Annotated in this window: 20 protein-coding genes and 2 tRNA genes; 11 read left to right on the forward strand and 11 right to left on the reverse strand. The window is 53.8% G+C overall.

Annotation, left to right across the window (positions count from 1 at the left end; translation table 11 throughout):
* Window positions 1-68: 68 nt before the first annotated feature.
* Together rssB and rssA are read right to left on the reverse strand one after the other, a co-directional pair.
* Complete coding sequence (gene rssB, locus AC6I8W_RS11775; protein WP_497835160.1) at window positions 69-1,085, reverse strand: two-component system response regulator RssB; 1,017 nt, start codon at window positions 1,083-1,085, stop codon at window positions 69-71.
* 102 nt (window positions 1,086-1,187) lie between these two features.
* Window positions 1,188-2,093, reverse strand: a complete 906-nt coding sequence (gene rssA / locus AC6I8W_RS11780) for a patatin-like phospholipase RssA (protein ID WP_497835161.1) — start codon at window positions 2,091-2,093, stop codon at window positions 1,188-1,190.
* A 94-nt stretch (window positions 2,094-2,187) separates the two neighbouring features.
* Here rssA and AC6I8W_RS11785 point away from each other — a divergent pair, with 94 nt between their 5' ends.
* From AC6I8W_RS11785 to AC6I8W_RS11800, 4 genes are all read left to right on the forward strand, one after another.
* Window positions 2,188-2,643 carry a YchJ family protein gene (locus tag AC6I8W_RS11785; protein ID WP_497835162.1) on the forward strand — a complete coding sequence of 152 codons (456 nt, stop codon included), beginning with the start codon at window positions 2,188-2,190 and terminating at the stop codon, window positions 2,641-2,643.
* Window positions 2,644-2,700: 57 nt separating this feature from the next.
* Window positions 2,701-3,549: a formyltetrahydrofolate deformylase gene (gene purU / locus AC6I8W_RS11790; RefSeq protein ID WP_013509355.1), complete on the forward strand. Its 849-nt coding sequence runs from the start codon at window positions 2,701-2,703 to the stop codon at window positions 3,547-3,549.
* Between the two features lie 144 nt (window positions 3,550-3,693).
* Window positions 3,694-3,778, forward strand: a tRNA-Tyr gene (locus AC6I8W_RS11795).
* A 42-nt stretch (window positions 3,779-3,820) separates the two neighbouring features.
* Window positions 3,821-3,905, forward strand: a tRNA-Tyr gene (locus AC6I8W_RS11800).
* A 14-nt stretch (window positions 3,906-3,919) separates the two neighbouring features.
* Here AC6I8W_RS11800 and AC6I8W_RS11805 read toward each other — a convergent pair.
* The gene (locus AC6I8W_RS11805; RefSeq protein ID WP_497838173.1) at window positions 3,920-4,813 is read right to left on the reverse strand and encodes a LysR substrate-binding domain-containing protein; all 894 of its coding nucleotides are present in this window, start codon (window positions 4,811-4,813) and stop codon (window positions 3,920-3,922) included.
* A gap of 105 nt (window positions 4,814-4,918) precedes the next feature.
* On the opposite strand from AC6I8W_RS11805, the gene AC6I8W_RS11810 reads away from it, so the two are divergent.
* Window positions 4,919-5,548, forward strand: a complete 630-nt coding sequence (locus AC6I8W_RS11810) for an NADPH-dependent F420 reductase (protein WP_497835163.1) — start codon at window positions 4,919-4,921, stop codon at window positions 5,546-5,548.
* Between the two features lie 113 nt (window positions 5,549-5,661).
* Window positions 5,662-6,468, forward strand: coding sequence for an exodeoxyribonuclease III (gene xthA, locus AC6I8W_RS11815; protein WP_497835164.1), 807 nt, complete (start codon window positions 5,662-5,664; stop codon window positions 6,466-6,468).
* 33 nt (window positions 6,469-6,501) lie between these two features.
* Here the strand turns inward: xthA and AC6I8W_RS11820 are convergent, their stop codons facing one another.
* The 4 genes from AC6I8W_RS11820 to AC6I8W_RS11835 form a co-directional block, all read right to left on the reverse strand.
* Window positions 6,502-6,801: a YnjH family protein gene (locus AC6I8W_RS11820; protein ID WP_497835165.1), complete on the reverse strand. Its 300-nt coding sequence runs from the start codon at window positions 6,799-6,801 to the stop codon at window positions 6,502-6,504.
* Complete coding sequence (locus AC6I8W_RS11825; protein ID WP_497835166.1) at window positions 6,801-8,729, reverse strand: DNA topoisomerase III; 1,929 nt, start codon at window positions 8,727-8,729, stop codon at window positions 6,801-6,803. Before AC6I8W_RS11825 ends, AC6I8W_RS11820 begins: the two co-directional genes overlap by 1 nt.
* A 22-nt stretch (window positions 8,730-8,751) precedes the next feature.
* A complete protein-coding gene (selD, locus tag AC6I8W_RS11830; RefSeq protein ID WP_497835167.1) occupies window positions 8,752-9,795 on the reverse strand; it encodes a selenide, water dikinase SelD in 1,044 nt (347 codons plus the stop codon).
* Window positions 9,796-9,947: 152 nt separating this feature from the next.
* Window positions 9,948-10,499 (reverse strand): NAD(P)H nitroreductase, encoded by a 552-nt coding sequence (locus tag AC6I8W_RS11835; protein ID WP_497835168.1) that lies wholly within the window; start codon window positions 10,497-10,499, stop codon window positions 9,948-9,950.
* A 169-nt stretch (window positions 10,500-10,668) separates the two neighbouring features.
* Between AC6I8W_RS11835 and sppA the strand changes: the two genes are divergently transcribed.
* From sppA to pncA, 3 genes are all read left to right on the forward strand, one after another.
* A complete protein-coding gene (gene sppA / locus AC6I8W_RS11840; protein ID WP_497835169.1) occupies window positions 10,669-12,531 on the forward strand; it encodes a signal peptide peptidase SppA in 1,863 nt (620 codons plus the stop codon).
* Window positions 12,532-12,735: 204 nt separating this feature from the next.
* Entirely contained in the window at window positions 12,736-13,749 is a 1,014-nt protein-coding gene (gene ansA / locus AC6I8W_RS11845) for an asparaginase (RefSeq protein ID WP_497835170.1), read from the forward strand.
* A gap of 16 nt (window positions 13,750-13,765) precedes the next feature.
* Window positions 13,766-14,374 carry a bifunctional nicotinamidase/pyrazinamidase gene (gene pncA / locus AC6I8W_RS11850; RefSeq protein WP_497838174.1) on the forward strand — a complete coding sequence of 203 codons (609 nt, stop codon included), beginning with the start codon at window positions 13,766-13,768 and terminating at the stop codon, window positions 14,372-14,374.
* Between the two features lie 36 nt (window positions 14,375-14,410).
* Here the strand turns inward: pncA and AC6I8W_RS11855 are convergent, their stop codons facing one another.
* Window positions 14,411-14,692, reverse strand: a complete 282-nt coding sequence (locus tag AC6I8W_RS11855; RefSeq protein WP_497835171.1) for a YeaC family protein — start codon at window positions 14,690-14,692, stop codon at window positions 14,411-14,413.
* A 2-nt stretch (window positions 14,693-14,694) separates the two neighbouring features.
* Window positions 14,695-15,105 (reverse strand): peptide-methionine (R)-S-oxide reductase MsrB, encoded by a 411-nt coding sequence (gene msrB, locus AC6I8W_RS11860; RefSeq protein ID WP_497835172.1) that lies wholly within the window; start codon window positions 15,103-15,105, stop codon window positions 14,695-14,697.
* A 339-nt stretch (window positions 15,106-15,444) separates the two neighbouring features.
* Between msrB and gapA the strand changes: the two genes are divergently transcribed.
* Together gapA and AC6I8W_RS11870 are read left to right on the forward strand one after the other, a co-directional pair.
* Window positions 15,445-16,443 carry a glyceraldehyde-3-phosphate dehydrogenase gene (gapA, locus tag AC6I8W_RS11865; RefSeq protein ID WP_480364031.1) on the forward strand — a complete coding sequence of 333 codons (999 nt, stop codon included), beginning with the start codon at window positions 15,445-15,447 and terminating at the stop codon, window positions 16,441-16,443.
* 83 nt (window positions 16,444-16,526) lie between these two features.
* The gene (locus tag AC6I8W_RS11870) at window positions 16,527-17,402 is read left to right on the forward strand and encodes a D-hexose-6-phosphate mutarotase (RefSeq protein ID WP_497835173.1); all 876 of its coding nucleotides are present in this window, start codon (window positions 16,527-16,529) and stop codon (window positions 17,400-17,402) included.
* A 22-nt stretch (window positions 17,403-17,424) separates the two neighbouring features.
* On the opposite strand, the gene AC6I8W_RS11875 is transcribed toward AC6I8W_RS11870, so the two are convergent.
* The gene (locus AC6I8W_RS11875) at window positions 17,425-18,276 is read right to left on the reverse strand and encodes an aldo/keto reductase (RefSeq protein ID WP_497835174.1); all 852 of its coding nucleotides are present in this window, start codon (window positions 18,274-18,276) and stop codon (window positions 17,425-17,427) included.
* A gap of 86 nt (window positions 18,277-18,362) precedes the next feature.
* The gene (locus AC6I8W_RS11880; RefSeq protein ID WP_497835175.1) at window positions 18,363-19,112 is read right to left on the reverse strand and encodes a MipA/OmpV family protein; all 750 of its coding nucleotides are present in this window, start codon (window positions 19,110-19,112) and stop codon (window positions 18,363-18,365) included.
* Window positions 19,113-19,192: the final 80 nt, after the last annotated feature.

The raw sequence follows: 19,192 nt of genomic DNA on the forward strand, positions 1-19,192 counted from the left end.
CTATTACCCAAGTGTAAAGCTAAGCCCTGGTCCTGTCTTCAACCCGCGAAAAATATAAATGTAATCGCTTATTCTTCAGCCGATAACATCAGGCGGAGTCTGCCACCCGCCCCCCATACGTGGCACTGCCAGGACTCGGCGCGTTGGCTTATTTGATTAAGATGCGTACTACCCATAGTGCCAAGCGGAACGCCATTACTGAGTTGAATTTGATGGGTGTTAATGTGCAACGTGGCATTCAGACCGGCTGACACCAGAATAAGGTTTTTCAGTTGCCGGTGGTAATAACCCACCAGGAGAGGGAATTGACCATGCAGATTCGCCTGACGCAACAACATATTTACCTGACGCAACAGACCGTTTAACTCCGGCAACCGCTGTTTCTGACCAGAAAGTTGCTCCTGCAACAAGCCATTGAACAACGCACGCAGCAATAAGGCAGCCAGCACACCATTATCACCGGCACGGGTAACGTCCAGACAATAAAACGCCAGATCTTTATCCGACAAGGCGGCAATATCCAGCACCAGGCCTGGCTGTTCCGCCATGGTTAGCTGCCGATAATTGATGCGGCAATTAGCAATGGTTTGCTGCACCGGCGGCTGCAGTTGTTTCAATAATTTCGCTGCGGCCAGCGGATCGCTCACCAGCGCATCCCAGTCCTGGAAAAGTTGCTCGTCCTCTTCCACTTTAGAGGTAAACATTGAGGGATAAAGGCATTCATACACCGCTTCACGAAAGCGATCGAGATTTCTCAGCGGTTTAAGCAGCACATCCTGGACACCAAGGCGTAAGACATGGGCAATATCCGCCATATTCTGCGTGGCAGAAATGATCAGGATTGGCACGCTATTGCCCCGACTGCGAATACGTTCGACGAACTGAATACCGCCCATTCGCGGCATCTCCAGGTCACAAATGACCAAATCAACCGTCTGCGCGGTGAGCAACGTCAGTCCATCGAGACCGTCTCCGGCCTGCATGGTTTGTGCGCCGAGACTGATTAAGAAGTTATCAAGCAATGAACGGAAAACGACCTCATCTTCGACAATGAGTATCTTTTTGCCGATTAGCGGTTTTTCCATTCTCTCCCCCTGCGTACCAGACATTTCAATAGTGGTTCATAAAACGCAGTTGTGCCTTTCAGAATTAACCGAAGTCACAACACCTGTGAATGAACAACCTGACTATCTGCTACGGACCAGCGGCAATAGTTCATCCATTTTCTTCTCGACGGCGGCCTTGCCTGCCGCAATGGCCTCTTCAGCCCGGTGAAAGTCCAGCGTAGAAATTTGCGGACAGAAGGGTTGAATCAGCACATCCGGCGGATCGCCTGCCATACGATTACGTTTCAGGCGATTTTCCAGCACCTGGATGGAGGTCGACATAATCTCCATGGCACCAGGCGTTTGATTTGCACGACGCTGGGCTAATCCCAGTAGTCGCTGGCGTAGTTTTTTGCCCCAGCTTAATGCCTCTGCTGCTGCCTGTTCTTCCCCGCTTTGCGGCGTCACTGATAATAAATCCTGCTGCATCAGATGCGCATCATGCTGAAGATCGACAGCAATCACGATGTCAGCACCCAGCGCGCGCGTCAGAGAAATCGGCACCGGGTTGACCACCGCACCATCAACCAGCCAGTACCCATTGTAGCCAACGGGTGGTAATAAGCCTGGCATACTGCACGACGCACGTACCGCCTGATGGAGATCACCTTCGGTCAACCACAATTCACGACCGGTACTAAGATTGGTCGCCACCACCCCAAAAGGCTTATCGCATTGCTCAATAAACTCATTGGGTATCAGCTGCCGAACATGACTGAATACCCGGTCGCCACGCAGCAGCCCACCGCGTTGCCAGGAAAGGTCCATCAGACGAATGACGTCCCAGTAGCGAAATGCGCTGACCCAGCGCTCCATCATGCCGAGACGACCATTGACATACGCCGACCCTACCAGCGCACCAACCGAACAGCCTGCTACCACATCAATCTCGACCCCGGCTTTTTCTAATGCATTGATGACACCAATATGCGACCAGCCTTTGGCGGCACCTGAACCCAGGGCCAACCCGATCCTTACCTTTCTCATCTCACCTCGGGATTAACCTGGTACGTAGCTTCGCATCGGACAGTCAGCTACCATAGCGCACAATCTTTAACTTTAATCACTTTGTGGAGATGACGTGTCCGAAACGTGCCCCTGCTGTAGCGGAAAGCAGTATAGCCTATGTTGCCAACCCTTTCTGACCGGGCAGGCCAATCCCGTAAGCGCCGAACAGTTGATGCGTTCACGCTACACAGCTTACGTAGAGAAAAACGCGGCGTGGCTGGTCGCAACCTGGCACCCCAGCCAACGAGTGGCCGAACTGGAGACGTTATTATCTGAAAGTTTTTCCAGCACCGAATGGCTGGGCCTGAATGTAACCCGTTGTAATAACGGAAGCCATCAGAATGAAGCATTTGTGACGTTTTTTGCGCGATACCTCGAAAAAGGACGTGTATCGGCCATCTATGAATGTTCACGCTTTCTTCGTGAGGATCAACGCTGGTACTATGTAGACGGAACAACGCCTCCGTTGGGGCGAAACGATCGCTGTCCTTGTGGCTCCGATAAAAAATACAAAAAATGTTGTGGCTGATGTGGATATCTGCCCAACAGCATTACCATTCATCGCTTTGACAGGACTCCTTCCGAGATGCAAGCGCAAACCATGCAACGAAAAGTTTTACGTACCATTTGCCCCGATGCGAAAGGTCTGATCGCCAAAATCACCAACATTTGTTACAAGCACGAACTCAACATCGTGCAAAACAACGAGTTTGTCGATCACCGTACCGGGCGCTTTTTTATGCGCACAGAGCTTGAAGGGATTTTCAACGACAACACCCTGCTTGCGGATCTCGACAGCGCCTTACCGGTGGGGTCGGTTCGTGAACTAAATAGCGCCGGTCGTCGCCGTGTGGTGATTCTGGTGACCAAAGAGGCGCACTGCCTTGGCGACCTGCTGATGAAAAGTGCCTTTGGTGGTCTCGATATGGAGATCGCTGCGGTGATTGGCAACCACGAAACGCTGCGTTCACTGGTTGAACGCTTCGATATTCCGTTTGTGCTGGTCAGCCACGAAGGTCTGACGCGTGAAGAACACGACAACCGCATGGCGGACGAGATCGACCGTTATCAGCCTGATTATGTGGTACTGGCGAAATATATGCGAGTCCTGACGCCCGCATTCGTGCAGCGCTACCCGAATCAGATTATCAACATTCACCACTCCTTCCTGCCGGCATTTATCGGTGCACGTCCATACCATCAGGCCTATGAGCGTGGCGTGAAAATCATTGGTGCCACCGCGCATTATGTCAATGATAATCTCGATGAAGGTCCGATCATTATGCAGGATGTGATCAATGTGGATCACAGCTACACCGCTGAAGAGATGATGCGCGCCGGTCGCGACGTTGAGAAGAATGTGTTGAGCCGCGCATTGTATAAAGTGTTGGGTCAACGCGTATTTGTCTACGGCAACCGCACGATCATTCTTTAACCATCCGGACGCTGAACTGAGCAAGGCTTCAGCGTCACGGGCAAAAAGTGGGCAGTCGATTCATAAATTTAGCGTGGGCGCTTTACAGACTGAACGCATTTGGTATTATGCGCCCCGCTTTCAGGCGTATTGATTCAGGCCAGTGGTGGGATTCCCGAGCGGCCAAAGGGAGCAGACTGTAAATCTGCCGTCACAGACTTCGAAGGTTCGAATCCTTCTCCCACCACCATTTGAATCGCCGCGACCTGTTGCCACAATATGCCTTATCCCTGGTGGGATTCCCGAGCGGCCAAAGGGAGCAGACTGTAAATCTGCCGTCACAGACTTCGAAGGTTCGAATCCTTCTCCCACCACCATCAAGTACCTTCCCTTATTTATTTGCAAACTCTTTCCTCACTGCATCAACAAAACAACGTATCTTCGTCGTTTGTTTACGCGCCGACGGCACCAGCACATGCATCGGGCGTGACGGACCACTGTAATCCGGCAGCACCCGCACCAGACGCCCTTTATTGATTTCCTCTTTCAGTACATCTTCCGGCCCCAGAGTCACACCATAACCTTCAAGTGCAGCATGCATCAGCGCTTTCCAGTCATTGGATCGTAACCGCCCTTCCGGTCTGACTTCTTCAATCTTTCCCGCTCTATGAAATATCCAGCGGCAGGGCATGGCGGATGACCAGTAGCCATAGACCAGGCAGGCGTGGTGTTGCAGTTCTGCCGGCGTTCGTGGCATACCATGCAGCGCAATGTAAGACGGGGCCGCGCAGGCAATCAAGCGATAGGGTGCCAGCGGCCAGGCTACCATAGTACTGTCTGCCAACTCGCCAATACGGATCAAAACCTCCGCCTCTTCCTCCGCAGCATTGATGATTCTGTCACTCAACGTCAATTCGACCTGTACTTGCGGCCAGGCGGCGAGGTAGCGGGTGATAAAGGGAGAAAGTGTATATGCACCAAAGGTCACAGGCGCATTCACCCGGATAATGCCGGAAGGCGTGGCCTGCATATTCAGTACCACCGCATCCGCCTCCTCAACTTCGCTCAGCACGACACGGCAACGTTCATAGTAGCGGCGTCCGATATCGGTCAGATGCTGGCGTCGTGTCGTACGATTGATCAGCGCGGTACCTAAGCGAGCCTCCAGCGCAGCAATATGTTTGGCAACCATCTGTGGTGACATCTCCAGCGCATCAGCGACAGCAGCAAATGACCCCAACTCTGCGGCTTTGACGAATACCTTCATCCCGGCCAATTTATCCATCATTCCCTCCTTTCAGTTGTTTTTAAAACAACATGAATACGATTTATCTTCTTATGGGAGGGAATCATAGTACAACTCACGACTGAAAACCTGATGGAGTGAGAAATGAAGATAGGAATTATTGGTGCCGGCTTCGTTGGCCGGGCGATAGCTAAATTAGCGATTCAGGCCGGGCATCAGGCGATGCTCAGCAACTCTCGCGGTCCACAGACCCTGTTTAGCCTGCGGCCGATGATCGGTTGTGAAATCGGAACAGCCAGCGAAGCAGCACACTTTGGCGATATTATTATTATCGCGGTGCCTCAAACCGCGATTGATACCCTTCCGGCGGCTGAAATCGGCAACAAACCCGTACTGGATGCCGTTAACTACTATCCCGAACGTGACGGTGACATCGCCGTCCTGACTTCGCGTGAAACAACCACCAGCGAGTTACTGGCCCGTTATCTACCAGAGGCCCGTGTTACCAAAGCCTTTAACGCAATACCCATGACCCAACTGGAGAGTGATGGCCAGGCGGCTGCCACACCCGGACGCCGTGCCTTACCCGTGGCTGGTGACGATGCGGAGGGTAAAGCACTGGCCGTGGCGCTATACGACGCATTTGGTTTCGATGCCGTTGATGCCGGGCCGTTAGCTGAAGGGTGGCGTTTTGAGCGTGGCATGCCGTCTTACTGCGTGCGTATGAATCAGCAACAACTGATAACCGCGCTGGCGCAGGCATCCAGAGTTTGAAGCACAACGGCGTGATTTATCGCGCCGTTACACAATGGCGAATCTGACCATGACATTTCACGCAAAACTCGCTACCATCCCGCCATACTTTAGCGGATAAAAATGGCAGCGAAATGAAATTTGTCTCATTTAACATCAATGGCTTGCGTGCTCGCCCTCATCAACTTGAGGCGCTGGTGGAACAGCATCAGCCGGACGTTATTGGCCTGCAGGAAACCAAGGTCCATGACGACATGTTCCCGCTCGAAGAGGTCAGTAAACTCGGTTACCACGTGTTTTATCACGGGCAAAAAGGCCACTACGGCGTCGCGCTTCTGACCAAAGCTGCACCGGTCGCGGTGCATCGCGGTTTCCCAGGTGATGGCGAAGACGCACAGCGCCGTCTGATTATGGCTGAAGTCCCCAGCCCGATTGGCGATATCACGGTGATCAACGGTTACTTCCCACAAGGCGAAAGCCGTGACCATCCGATCAAGTTTCCGGCAAAAGAGAAGTTTTACCGGGATCTGCAAAGCTATCTGCAAACCCAGTTGGCCGTGGATAAACCGGTGCTGATTATGGGCGACATGAATATCAGCAGCACCGATCTCGACATCGGTATCGGTGAAGAGAACCGCAAACGCTGGCTGCGCACCGGTAAATGTTCGTTCCTACCGGAAGAACGTGAGTGGATGGACCGTCTGTTGAACTGGGGGCTGGTGGATACCTGGCGTGCTCAATACCCCGAAACTGCTGACCGCTTCTCCTGGTTTGATTACCGCTCCAAAGGCTTCGATGATAACCGCGGTCTGCGTATCGACCTGCTGCTTGCCAGCCAGCCGTTGGCGTCGCGCTGTATCGCCAGCGGTATCGATTATGATATCCGCAGTATGGAAAAACCGTCCGATCACGCGCCAGTGTGGTCAACGTTTGAACTGTGATGAGATGGCGTGGCCTGTGTCAGGCCGCGCCCTTTATTTGATGATCTTCCAGATTAATGGATTGGTACCCATCACTTTCTCATCACGTGAACATTGCAATAGCACACCCTCGGCCTTAACCACCGCACCTTCAGAATAGCTGCGATTTTCATAGGTACAGCACTGCAAGCAGTTGCTTTGCTGATTATTTTGCCCCTGCGTCCAGACTTCTGGCGGCATATCTACCACCACGTCAGTATTGCCGATATTACGGCCCGTATCAGGGGTACGATTCGCCTGCGCCGCGCTGCTAAACAGCAATACGCCGCTTAGCAACACCATCAAATAACGCATCACTCGGTCTCCTTCATTTTGCGCCGCGCGGGTTTGCGGCTGCGTTTTTTCTCACTCGCGCTTCCGCTCGCGGCAATGCCTCGAAATGCCTGTAGCGATGGTTGCTGGCGCGCCTGACCAATCAGGCCAATCAAGGTACTCACCAACGGCTGCATAAACTCATCGTAGCGACAGGATTTTTCACTAATACGGGTGAGCGTCGACTCCCAGTGGGCCGTCATATCAGGCCGTGCCGCCATTTCCGGCAGTGCGTGGATCAATGCCCTGCCCGCCTGCGTCGAATGAATATAGCGGCCCTTTTTCACCAGGAAGGTGCGCCGGAACAGCAATTCAATAATGCCGGCGCGCGTCGCTTCCGTTCCTAAACCATCGGTCGCACGCAGCACTTTCTTTAGATCTTTATCCTGCACAAAACGGGCGATACCGGTCATGGCCGAAAGCAAGGTTGCGTCAGTGAACGGACGGGGTGGCTGTGTCTGCTTAGCCAGTACTTCACCGCGCTCGCACAGCAATTCGTCACCTTTACTCACCACCGGTAACGGTGTGCCGTCGTTCTCTTCATCGCGTTCCTTGCTACCGAGCAGCGCTCGCCAGCCCGCTTCCGCCAGAAAGCGCGCTTTGGCTACGAATTTGCCACCGGCAATGTCGAGATCGATAACGCACTTGCGAAACACCGCGTCGGGACAGAACTGCATCAGATACTGGCGCGCAATCAGGCCATAAATATTGGCTTCGTTTTCACTGAGGTTAACCTTGCTGGCACGCGCGGTCGGGATAATGGCATGGTGGGCATCGACTTTTTTGTCGTCCCAGCAACGGTTGCGCTGTTCCGGGTTGAAATCCGTCGGTGGCGTCATATCCGGCTGATGGGCCTGAATAGCGTTCAACACCGCATGACGTCCGGCAAAATGTTCTTCCGGCAAGTAGCGGGAGTCCGAACGTGGATAGGTGATCAGCTTGTGGGTTTCATACAGCCGCTGGCAGCAGTCGAGCACGTTTTGTGCACTAAGGCCAAAACGTTTTGCGGCCTCGATTTGTAGCGCCGATAGCGAGAATGGCAGCGGCGCGATTTCTGATTCCCGTTTATCGTTATACGCGGTGACCAGCGCAGGTTGGCCGTTGATGCGCTCCAGCACATGATCCGCCAACGGGCGATGCAGCAAGCGTCCCTCTTCATCCTGCCAGGGTTCACAGGCATCACTGGGCACCCAACTGGCGACAAAGCGTTCATCCTTGGGCGTGACAATATGCGCTTTGACTTCGAAGTAGTCCTTGGGGATAAAGTTCTCGATCTCTTCATCACGCCGCACTACCAACCCCAGCACCGGGGTCTGTACCCGACCAACCGACAATACACCGTCATAGCCCGCGTTACGTCCCAGCAGCGTCCAGGCACGGGTCATATTGATGCCATATAACCAGTCGGCCCGGGCGCGTGCCAGCGCCGAAACGCACAGCGGAATAAACTCACGATTTTCGCGCAGACGGCCAACCGCGCGCTCCACCGCCTGCGGATTGAGATCGTTGATTAAACAACGCTGCACTTTCTGGCGTTTTTCCGCGGGCAATTGCAGGTAATCAATCACCTCGTCTACCAGCAATTGTCCTTCGCGATCCGGGTCTCCGGCGTGCACCACTTCGCTCGCCTGCGCCAACAAGCCTTCTATCACTTTGAGTTGTTTCGCCACTGAGGGGCGCGGTTGGAGCCGCCACTTCTCAGGGATAATCGGTAAGTCGGCGAGATTCCAGCGCGCATAGCGGCTGTCGTAGCTGTCGGGTTGAGCTTGTTCCAGCAAATGCCCGACACACCAGGTGACGACCTGGTCATTGCCGCACGCGATATAACCATCGCCACGTCGATGGGGTTTAGGCAACACGTCGGCGATGGCACGTCCGAGGCTCGGTTTTTCTGCAATAAACAAACGCATGAATGGCGTCGATCCTTAAACGTCAGTTGACTACGGTAATCAAGGGATAATCAGGTTCGGCGTCATACAGCGCACCAATGGCGGTGGGCGTCACGCCGGCCAGGGTAGCACAGCGATGAAAGGCTTCGATTTCAGAAGGCTGTACCGCCACCAGCAAACCGCCCGAGGTTTGCGGATCACACAGTAACGCGCGTGTCGCGTCATCCATCGGCGAAACATGCTGGCCGTAGCTGGCGAAGTTACGACTGGTGCCACCGGGAACCGCACCGGCGACGATATACTCATCCACGCCGGGCAGACGCGGCACCTGTGCAGCGATGACTTCGGCGCGTAAAGCGGAGCCATGACAGATTTCACTTAAATGCCCCAACAGACCAAAACCAGTGACATCGGTCATCGCCGTGACCCCGGCGAGATGAGCAAACTCCGCACCCACTTTGTTGAGCTGACACATCACTTCCGCAGCCAGCGTGTGATGTTCCGGTCGCAGCAGGCCTTTTTTCTCAGCGGTGGTCAGGATACCAATGCCGAGAGGTTTCGTCAGGAACAACTGGCAACCTGCCTGAGCCGCGCTATTTTTCTTCAAACGCGCCACATCGACGATACCCGTCACCGCGAGGCCAAAAATCGGCTCCGGTGAATCAATTGAATGCCCTCCCGCCAGGGCGATACCCGCCGCCTGACACGCCGCACGTCCCCCTTCAACTACCTGCTGCGCTACCTCCGGGCTGAGCACATTCACCGGCCAGCCAAGAATGGCGATCGCCATGATCGGCTTACCGCCCATGGCATAAATATCGCTGATGGCATTGGTGGCAGCGATACGGCCAAAGGTGTGGGGATCGTCAACGATCGGCATAAAAAAGTCAGTGGTGCTGACGACAGCGCTGCCGTTACCCAAATCATAAACGGCGGCATCGTCACGGGTTTCATTTCCCACCAATAAATGGGGATCGTGGAAGGTGCCCAGTTCACTACGCAGGATGGTTTCCAGCACCTGGGGCGAAATTTTGCAGCCACAGCCAGCACCGTGGCTGTATTGGGTCAGGCGAACAGGTTCATTCATAGCGGGTTCCTTATGCACTGGCAGATAGCGCTATGTTAGCCTGGCTGCCAGCCGGTGGTAAGGGGCGCGCGGTCACAGCTCGATCAATCGCACACGCGATGTGCAATTTTTGCAACGCCGCTCAGCCTGCCGCAGAAACCCGTCAGTGTCTGTCAGAAATAACTGACAAATTCCGCCGTGTCAGGGGGCAGAACCGTCGTGCTGGATTTTAGCTGCGGGGTCCCGAGATACAGGAAACCGACAATGGCATCCTGTTCACGGCAGCCGAACGCTTCACGCACCTGCGGATGATCGGTCCAGGGTCCACTTCGCCAGATGCCGTTGAAGCCTTGCGCAGCGGCGGCCATTTGCATCGCCATCACTGCACAGCCTGCTGAAATCAACTGTTCCCAGCGTGGCACTTTCGGGTGTTGTTCACAACGCGCGACCACCGTGATGATCATCGGCGCACGGAACGGTGACGAGCTGGCTTTTTCAATGGCCTTGTCATCCATTTCGCTGGCACGCGCAGCTTGCTCCAGCAGTTTGCTCAGACGATCACGCCCCTCTTTCTCAACAATGATGAAACGCCAGGGTTGCAGAGAACCGTGATCCGGCGCGCGCATCCCGGCGTGCAGGATGTTTTCCAGCACCTCACCAGCCGGTGCAGGGTCAGCCAAACGTGACGCTGAACGGCGATTAACTAATAAATCAAGTGCATCCATTTTCTTCTCCCTTGAAATAAAACGATGTCTAATCCTGGCATACCACGATCTTTTGTAACAGTCTGGCGCGATTTCCTGCTGACTTTTCACACGCTGCTCTTTAGGATGTGGTCGATATCGAGGCGGCTGGCGTGCTGGCTGTCTTCGGCTACGTGAATATGGAGAGTCTATGCGCACATTGTGGCGAATTATTGCTGGCCTGTTCCGCTGGGGCTGGCGGGTGCTGAATTTTATTCGGGAATTTATTCTTAATTTATTTCTGATTGTGTTGATCCTCGCCGGTGTGGGGATCTGGTTACAAGTGAGTGGTTCCGGCAGCAGTGAGCCAGTCCAGCAGGGTGCATTGAAAGTCGATCTGACCGGGGTGTTGGTGGATAAACCGTCCGTCAGCAACCGTCTGAGTCGGATTGGCCGTCAGTTACTGGGTACCAGCAGTGACCGCCTCCAGGAAAACTCGCTGTTTGATGTGGTTGATGCGATTCGCCAGGCGAAAGGCGACAAAAACATTACCGGTATCGTGCTGGATCTGCGTGATTTTGCCGGGGGCGATCAGCCATCACTACAATATGTCGGCAAAGCGCTGCGTGAATTCCGCGACAGTGGCAAACCGGTCTACGCGATTGGTGATAGCTACAGCCAGGCACAATATTATCTGGCCAGTTATGCCAACAAAGTTTATCTCTCGCCACAAGGCACCGTTGATCTGCACGGTTTCGCTACTAACGGCCTGTACTACAAAACGTTGCTCGACAAGCTGAAAGTGAACTCACATGTGTTCCGCGTCGGCACCTATAAATCGGCGGTGGAGCCTTTCCTGCGTGATGATATGTCGCCGGAAGCTCGCGATGCCGATAGCCGCTGGATCGGTCAGCTGTGGCAAAACTATCTGAACACCGTCTCCGCTAACCGTCAGATTACCCCGGAGCAGTTGTTCCCCGGTGCCGCGGGCATCATCAGTGGTTTGCAGGCGGTACAGGGCGATACAGCCAAATACGCCCTGAACAGCAAACTGGTGGATGCCCTGGAGAGCCGTGCCACTGCCGATCAGGAACTGATCAAAACCTTCGGCTGGGATAAGCAGAACAACGATTATCGTAACGTCAGCATTTACGATTACACCGTTAAGCAACCCACGCAGCAGGACGGCAATATCGCTGTGGTGATGGCGAGCGGCGCAATCATGGACGGTGAAGAGACCGCCGGAAACGTTGGCGGCGATACCACTGCCGGGCAGATCCGCGATGCACGTCTGGATCCGAAGATCAAAGCGATCATTCTGCGCGTCAATAGTCCTGGTGGCAGCGTGACCGCGTCAGAAGCGATCCGCGAAGAACTCGCTGCTGCCCATGCGGCAGGTAAACCGGTGGTGGTGTCGATGGGCGGTATGGCAGCATCTGGCGGGTACTGGATCTCCACCCCGGCGGATTACATTGTGGCGAACCCCAGCACTCTGACCGGCTCGATCGGTATCTTTGGGGTGATCAATACCGTGGAGAACAGCCTGAGCACTATTGGTGTGCATACCGATGGCGTTGCCACCTCACCGCTGGCTGATGTTGCTACCACCAAAGCGTTACCGCCGGAAGTGCAGCAATTGATGCAACTGACTATCGAGAACGGCTATCGCAACTTCGTTGGTTTAGTAGCAGCCTCGCGGCATAAAACGCCGGAGCAGATCAATGAGATTGCCCAGGGTCATGTCTGGACCGGAAGCGATGCCAAAGCCAACGGTCTGGTGGATGCGCTGGGTGACTTTGATGACGCGGTCAACAAAGCTGCTGAACTGGCGAAAGTCACCACCCCGCAATTGAGCTGGTATCAGGATGATCCGGGTATGCTGGATCTGTTGCTGAATCAGATGAGCGCCTCAGCCAGCGCCATCATGCCGGAGGCGTTGAAAGTGTGGCTGCCTGCGCCGATGCTGGATGTGATGAGCGCGATGAAAAAACAGCCTGGACTGTTTGATAACCTTAACGATCCACAAAATCGTTACGCTTTCTGCCTGAACTGCGGCGACACAGACCCTAAATAATTCGTGTTGCAGGAAGGCGGCACGCGAGTGAATCCCCAGGAGCTTACTCAGGTAAGTGACTGGGGTGAATGAGCACGGCCAACGCACCTGCAGCGCGAAGTATGACGGGTGTGAGATAATCTTTACAGCCCGACCGCTGGTCGGGCTGCTTTTCCCCGGTAATCCCCTTATACTGCGCGTTTTACGGCAAGTCTGAGTTCATTCATGCAAAAGAAAAATATCTATGTAGCCTACACGGGCGGAACCATCGGTATGCAGCGTTCGGCACACGGCTACATTCCGGTTTCTGGCCATTTACAGCAGCAGCTGGCAAATATGCCCGAATTTCATCGTGCGGAGATGCCCGATTTCACCATCCACGAATACCAGCCGTTGATGGATTCTTCCGACATGACGCCAGAAGACTGGCAGTCCATCGCGAATGACATCCAACAGAATTACGATCAATACGACGGCTTTGTCATTCTGCATGGCACCGACACCATGGCGTTCACCGCCTCGGCCCTCTCCTTCATGCTGGAGAACCTTGCGAAACCGGTGATTGTGACCGGCTCGCAGATTCCGCTGGCAGAATTACGCTCAGACGGTCAGCAAAACCTGCTTAACTCGTTGTATGTGGCGGCGAATTATCCGATCAATGAAGTCGCGCTATTCTTTAATAACACGTTGTTCCGTGGCAACCGCACCACCAAAGCACACGCCGATGGCTTCAATGCATTTGCTTCGCCGAACCTGTCGCCGTTACTGGAAGCCGGTATCCATATTCGCCGCCTGAATACGCCACCCGCCCCCAAAGGCACAGGTGAGCTGATAGTTCATCCGATCACCCCGCAACCGATTGGCGTAGTGACGATTTATCCGGGCATTTCTGCTGAGGTGGTGCGTAACTTCCTGCGTCAGCCGGTAAAAGCCCTGATCCTGCGCTCTTACGGCGTCGGTAACGCACCGCAAAATGCGGAGTTTCTGGCTGAACTGCAACAGGCCAGCGAGCGTGGCATTGTGGTGGTAAACCTGACGCAGTGTATGTCCGGTAAGGTGAATATGGGGGGGTATGCCACCGGCAATGCGCTGGAGCACGCTGGGGTGATCAGTGGCTTTGATCTCACGGTGGAAGCAACATTAACAAAACTTCACTTTTTACTGAGTCAAAACCTCACCAGTGCGGAAATTCGTGCCAAAATGCAACAGAATTTACGTGGCGAACTGACTGAAGACTGATACGGAGCGAGATGTGATGAAGCGGGCATTGATAATCATCGATATACAGAACGATTTTTGCCCCGGCGGCCCCATGGCCGTGCGTGAAGGTGACTTAACCGTTGCCGTTGCGAATCGCTACGCACGTGAGTTTCGTGCTCGGGGCGAGTGTGTAGTGGCATTGCAGGACTGGCATCCGGATAATCATGGCAGCTTTGCCTCGGTATCAGGCGAACCGGTCTATACCTTAGGGGAACTGAACGGCCTGGCGCAGATCTGGTGGCCGGATCACGGCATTCAGGGATCGGCTGGCGCTGATTTTCACCCTGATCTGGATCGCACGTTGATTGATGCAGTATTCCATAAAGGCGAAGATGTTGACGTCGACAGCTACAGCGCCTTTTTCGATAACGGCCACCGGCGTAAAACTGAGCTGGACAGCTGGTTGCGCGAGCGCGACATCAGCCATCTGGTGGTGCTGGGGTTAGCAACCGATTATTGCGTCAAATATAGCGTGCTGGATGCGCTGGAGCTGGGTTATCAGGTTGAGGTGGTGGAAGAAGGCTGTCGTGGGGTTAATCTCAACCCTGAGGATAGCGCCATTGCCATCGAGCAAATGCGTAACCAGGGTGCGGTCATTATCTGAAAAATCAGGGCTGGTTAACCAGCCCTGCCAGGGTGATCAGTGCAGGTTTATGCGGGTCACATCCGTCTCAATACCGAACTCTTCTTTCAGTTCTTTTTTCGACTTCATCACCATCTCACCGCCTTTGCCAACAGTCATGTGCTGCGGCGCATCATTGTGACGCGCCTGCCATAGCATCACCAGTTGCAGGCAGTTTTCACGCTGTTCGGGCGTCAGCGCTACGCCATCTGGCCACTTGCCGGTTTCCACCGCCGTAGCCAGACGCTGGTAAACTTCTGGCGTCATCGCCGCCAACATCGCTTCCAGTTCCTGTTTCATGCTTACCCCTGTTGTTGATTGCCCTGCTCATCGGTAAAGTTGAGCGAAGCCGAGTTCACACAGTAGCGCTCACCCGTCGGCTGTGGCCCATCCGGGAATACATGCCCGAGATGTGCATCGCAGTTGCCACAGCGGATTTCAACGCGGTGCATACCGTGCGAATCATCTTCCAGGTAACGGATAGCGTCATCCTTAACCGGCTGATAGAAGCTCGGCCAGCCGCAGCCAGAATCATACTTGCTTTCAGAGAGAAACAGCGGCGCGTTACAAACCAGGCAGTGGTAGATGCCCTCCTGCTTGTTATGCAGCAGAGCACCGGTAAAAGGGGGTTCGGTTCCACGCTGCTGGGTTACATAGCGCTGCATTTCCGACAACTGCGCGATTTTTTCCGCGGATGCGGTGTCTTTAGCCATTTTGGGATTCCGGAGTGTCATTCTGAAAAAATCGACTAGTATTCTAACAAATGAATAACATCATCCGGGTCTTTTTTCGTGCGAACACATCCGTCCTGTGGATGACAACACGGATTTGTGATGCCGATCACCCTTTAGAACACACATCCCTTTATAGTCGGCGATCGGCAAATCTGGCTTTGGAATAACCCCTGTTGCGCAAGCGTTTGCGCAACGAATAATTCCTGTAAGTGGAATTGACCTGTCGCAACAATTGACACGATTCCGCTTGACGCCTGGTAAGGTTTTTGTAATTTTACAGCCAACCTTTTATTCACTAACAAATAGCTGGTGGAATATATGACTATCAAAGTAGGTATCAACGGTTTTGGCCGTATCGGTCGCATCGTTTTCCGTGCTGCGCAGCAGCGTTCTGACATCGAAATCGTCGCGATCAACGACCTGCTGGACGCCGATTACATGGCTTACATGCTGAAGTATGACTCTACGCACGGTCGTTTTGACGGCACCGTAGAAGTTAAAGACGGCGCGCTGATTGTTAACGGTAAAAAAATCCGTGTTACCGCTGAGAAAGACCCGGCTAACCTGAAATGGGACGAAGTGGGCGTTGACGTAGTTGCAGAAGCAACCGGTATCTTCCTGACCGACGAAACCGCACGCAAACACATCGCAGCCGGTGCCAAGAAAGTGGTTCTGACTGGCCCGTCTAAAGATGACACCCCGATGTTTGTTCGTGGTGCTAACTTCGACAAATATGCTGGCCAGGATATCGTTTCTAACGCTTCCTGCACCACTAACTGCCTGGCACCGCTGGCAAAAGTGATCAACGACAAGTTCGGTATCGTTGAAGGTCTGATGACCACTGTTCACGCCACCACTGCTACCCAGAAAACCGTTGATGGCCCGTCTCACAAAGACTGGCGCGGCGGCCGTGGCGCTTCTCAGAACATCATCCCGTCTTCTACCGGTGCGGCTAAAGCAGTAGGTAAAGTTCTGCCAGAACTGAACGGCAAACTGACCGGTATGGCGTTCCGTGTTCCGACCCCGAACGTCTCTGTGGTTGACCTGACCGTTCGTCTGGAAAAAGCGGCTTCTTACAAAGAAATTTGTTCAGCAATCAAAGCCGCTGCTGAAGGCGAAATGAAAGGCGTTCTGGGCTATGTTGAAGACGACGTGGTTTCTACCGATTTCAACGGTGAAATCCTGACTTCAGTATTCGATGCTAAAGCCGGTATCGCGCTGAATGACAACTTTGTGAAACTGGTTTCCTGGTACGATAACGAAACCGGTTACTCCAACAAGGTTCTCGATCTGATTGCTCTGGTTTCTGCTAAGTAAGCTAACCAGCACAACCGATAGATCAAACAAGGGGCGACTTAGGTCGCCCTTTTTATTTGGCTAGCTTAAGAGAAGGATTTTGTATGCAAGAGTCGCTTTTTTCGCTACCCGTAGTGCAGCAGATCACCCCTTATCTGTCTCAGCGTCAAATTGGTGAACTGCCCGTTATTATTGTCAGCCATCCCCGCGTGCGCGCAGCCATTACCTTGCAAGGTGCACATCTCCTCGCCTGGCAACCCAGTGGACAACAGCCGGTCCTCTGGCTCAGCGAGAAGACGCCGTTTGCCACCGGTAAAGCCATTCGTGGTGGTGTACCGATCTGCTGGCCGTGGTTTGGCCCGGCCGGCGAACCCGCGCACGGTTTTGCCCGTAATCAACCCTGGAAGCTATCCGCGCATGACGAGAATGAAGACGGCGTCATTCTGACCTTTGTGCTGGAAAGTAATGCACAAACCTTAAAACTCTGGCCGCACGAATTTACTCTGCTCGCGCGCTTCCGTATTGGTGCCCATTGCGAGATTGAGCTGGAAGCGCATGGCGATTTTGAGGCGACTGCGGCGCTGCACAGCTATTTCGAGGTCACTGATATTGCTCAGACCGAGGTTAGCGGGCTGGGTAACCGCTTCGTTGATAAAGTGAATGATAGTGCGGTCGGCGAATCGGATGGTAAGCAGACCTATCCGGGCCGTATTGACCGTGTTTTCACCGCGCCAGAAGATTACAGCGTCATTCATGATAAAGCGGGTAATCGGCAGATTGAGGTTTATCACCACTACCAAAGTGACGTTGTCACGTGGAATCCAGGTCCGGAGTTGTCGTGTAGTATGGCTGACATGGCGAATGACGGTTACAAAACCATGGTGTGCGTAGAAACGGCACGCATTAATCAGCCGTTAGTGAGCGCCGGTGAATCCCCTGCCCGTCTCGCTACCACTTTCCGGCTGCGCAGCAAAGCCTGATGAGAGCGGCGCACCTGCGCCGCTAAACCACATCCAGCGGCAGTTTATCCTGCGGCGGTGGGAATGCCTGATTTAAGATCGCCAGCTGTTCGCCACTCAATACCAGGTTAAGCGCTGCCGCATTTTCCTGCACATGGGCCACACTGCTGGCTTTCGGGATAGCGATCACCCCTTCTTTGCGGATTACCCATGCCAGTAACAGTTGCGCTACGCTAATGCCCTGCTGTTGTGCAATCTGCTGCACGCGCGGGTCACTGAACAGCGCCTGACGCAGGCGTCCGGCCTGGGCCAGCGGGCAATACGCCATTATTGGTACATCCCGCAGCTGGCATTCAGGCAGTAAATCATACTCAATACCACGGGACGCCAGATGATAAAGTACCTGATTGGTCACGCAAGCTTCCCCACCCGGCTCTCCCCACAGTTCCTGCATATCCTCAGTGTCAAAGTTTGAGACTCCCCAGCGGCGAATCTTGCCCTGTTGTTGCAACGTTTCCATGGCACGAATGGTTTCTTCCAACGGGATATTGCCGCGCCAGTGCAACAGATAAAGATCCAGATAATCCGTCTGTAAACGGCGCAGGCTACGCTCGCAGGCGTCGATCGCATCGACTTCACCCGCATTCCACGGATAGACCTTCGATACCAGCCAGGCCTGATCGCGTCGCCCTTTTAGCGCCTCGCCTACCACAATTTCGGCCCCCCCTTCGGCATACATTTCTGCGGTATCAATCAGTTTAAGCCCCAGGTCGAGGCCCGCCTGCAACGCGGCGACTTCCTGCTGGTGTGTTGCCGGATTTTCCCCCATGTACCAGGTTCCCTGGCCAATCGCCGGAAGGGGCGATTCTCCTTTGAACTGAACTGTCTTCGTCATAGAACCTCCAAATGAACCATAATGGTGCGCCACATTGGTGCAAAACAATAAAAATGCCCCACTCAAGGGCATTTCATCGTAACCAATCAGAAGCTGTAACTGATACCTGTCCAGAGCGTGACTTGTCCGCTCTTATTCACCATTGGACTGTCTTTGATATCGCTGCCAAATTGGGTGTAACGGCCGGACACCGTGGCGTTCCAGCTCTGGCTAATCTGGTAGCTGGCGTTCATTTCCAGGTAGGGCGACCAGCTGTCATCCGGCTGATAACGCGCAATGCCAGTGCGGGCGCTTTCCTGTGATGAGACGCCATAGTAGTAGCGGTTTTGGTTGGCGCTGTTCCACAAGGCACCGATGCCCGGTGTCAGGCTGAACGCACCAAAATCGAAACGATATAACCAGGTCAAATCCCACATCACACCGTTGCTGTTGTTGAGGACATCCCCTAACAGCGCGGTGCGTAAGATGCCCCATTGTGAGATATGACGATAGCTGGCACCCGCCATCAACGTCATGCGACGCTTGTCCAGCCGCTTCATATCGCTCAGATCATTGTCTTTCGGGTCATACTGCTGCGGCGAACCGAGAACCGTTAATGACAGTTGGTCCTGCGGATCCTTCCACAAGTAGTAACCGGCCTGCAGGCTGTGGAACCAGAAATTATCTCCTTCATAATTTATCACCGGCACCGGTATATAACGGTCCTGCCCTCCGCGGTAGGGGGATTCGGCGTAAATAACCGATGCCCCGAGAGATAAGGGATCGGCATACGTGCTGAAAGCCGCAAAATAGCAGGGTGAGAGCAGAGCAAGCGCTTTAAGTTTGAAATGGTTCACAATTTATTCAGTCCATAAATATAACAATCACACGCAGAGTCTAACCAATTTCTCCACATGGTTTAACTTTTAATGAGGGT

It is taken from the genome of Pantoea sp. X-Soil-TKNS-1211, from assembly GCF_059730495.1.

Coding starts and splice junctions, on each gene's coding strand:
- AC6I8W_RS11870 (WP_497835173.1), top strand. CDS start 16,527: ATGCAAGAGTCGCTTTTTTCGCTACCCGTAGTGCAGCAGATCACCCCT.
- sppA (WP_497835169.1), top strand. CDS start 10,669: ATGCGCACATTGTGGCGAATTATTGCTGGCCTGTTCCGCTGGGGCTGG.
- xthA (WP_497835164.1), top strand. CDS start 5,662: ATGAAATTTGTCTCATTTAACATCAATGGCTTGCGTGCTCGCCCTCAT.
- rssA (WP_497835161.1), bottom strand. CDS start 2,093: ATGAGAAAGGTAAGGATCGGGTTGGCCCTGGGTTCAGGTGCCGCCAAA.
- AC6I8W_RS11805 (WP_497838173.1), bottom strand. CDS start 4,813: ATGGATAAATTGGCCGGGATGAAGGTATTCGTCAAAGCCGCAGAGTTG.
- AC6I8W_RS11875 (WP_497835174.1), bottom strand. CDS start 18,276: ATGACGAAGACAGTTCAGTTCAAAGGAGAATCGCCCCTTCCGGCGATT.
- selD (WP_497835167.1), bottom strand. CDS start 9,795: ATGAATGAACCTGTTCGCCTGACCCAATACAGCCACGGTGCTGGCTGT.
- gapA (WP_480364031.1), top strand. CDS start 15,445: ATGACTATCAAAGTAGGTATCAACGGTTTTGGCCGTATCGGTCGCATC.
- AC6I8W_RS11835 (WP_497835168.1), bottom strand. CDS start 10,499: ATGGATGCACTTGATTTATTAGTTAATCGCCGTTCAGCGTCACGTTTG.
- msrB (WP_497835172.1), bottom strand. CDS start 15,105: ATGGCTAAAGACACCGCATCCGCGGAAAAAATCGCGCAGTTGTCGGAA.
- AC6I8W_RS11820 (WP_497835165.1), bottom strand. CDS start 6,801: ATGCGTTATTTGATGGTGTTGCTAAGCGGCGTATTGCTGTTTAGCAGC.
- pncA (WP_497838174.1), top strand. CDS start 13,766: ATGAAGCGGGCATTGATAATCATCGATATACAGAACGATTTTTGCCCC.
- rssB (WP_497835160.1), bottom strand. CDS start 1,085: ATGGAAAAACCGCTAATCGGCAAAAAGATACTCATTGTCGAAGATGAG.
- AC6I8W_RS11825 (WP_497835166.1), bottom strand. CDS start 8,729: ATGCGTTTGTTTATTGCAGAAAAACCGAGCCTCGGACGTGCCATCGCC.
- AC6I8W_RS11855 (WP_497835171.1), bottom strand. CDS start 14,692: ATGAAACAGGAACTGGAAGCGATGTTGGCGGCGATGACGCCAGAAGTT.
- ansA (WP_497835170.1), top strand. CDS start 12,736: ATGCAAAAGAAAAATATCTATGTAGCCTACACGGGCGGAACCATCGGT.
- AC6I8W_RS11810 (WP_497835163.1), top strand. CDS start 4,919: ATGAAGATAGGAATTATTGGTGCCGGCTTCGTTGGCCGGGCGATAGCT.
- purU (WP_013509355.1), top strand. CDS start 2,701: ATGCAAGCGCAAACCATGCAACGAAAAGTTTTACGTACCATTTGCCCC.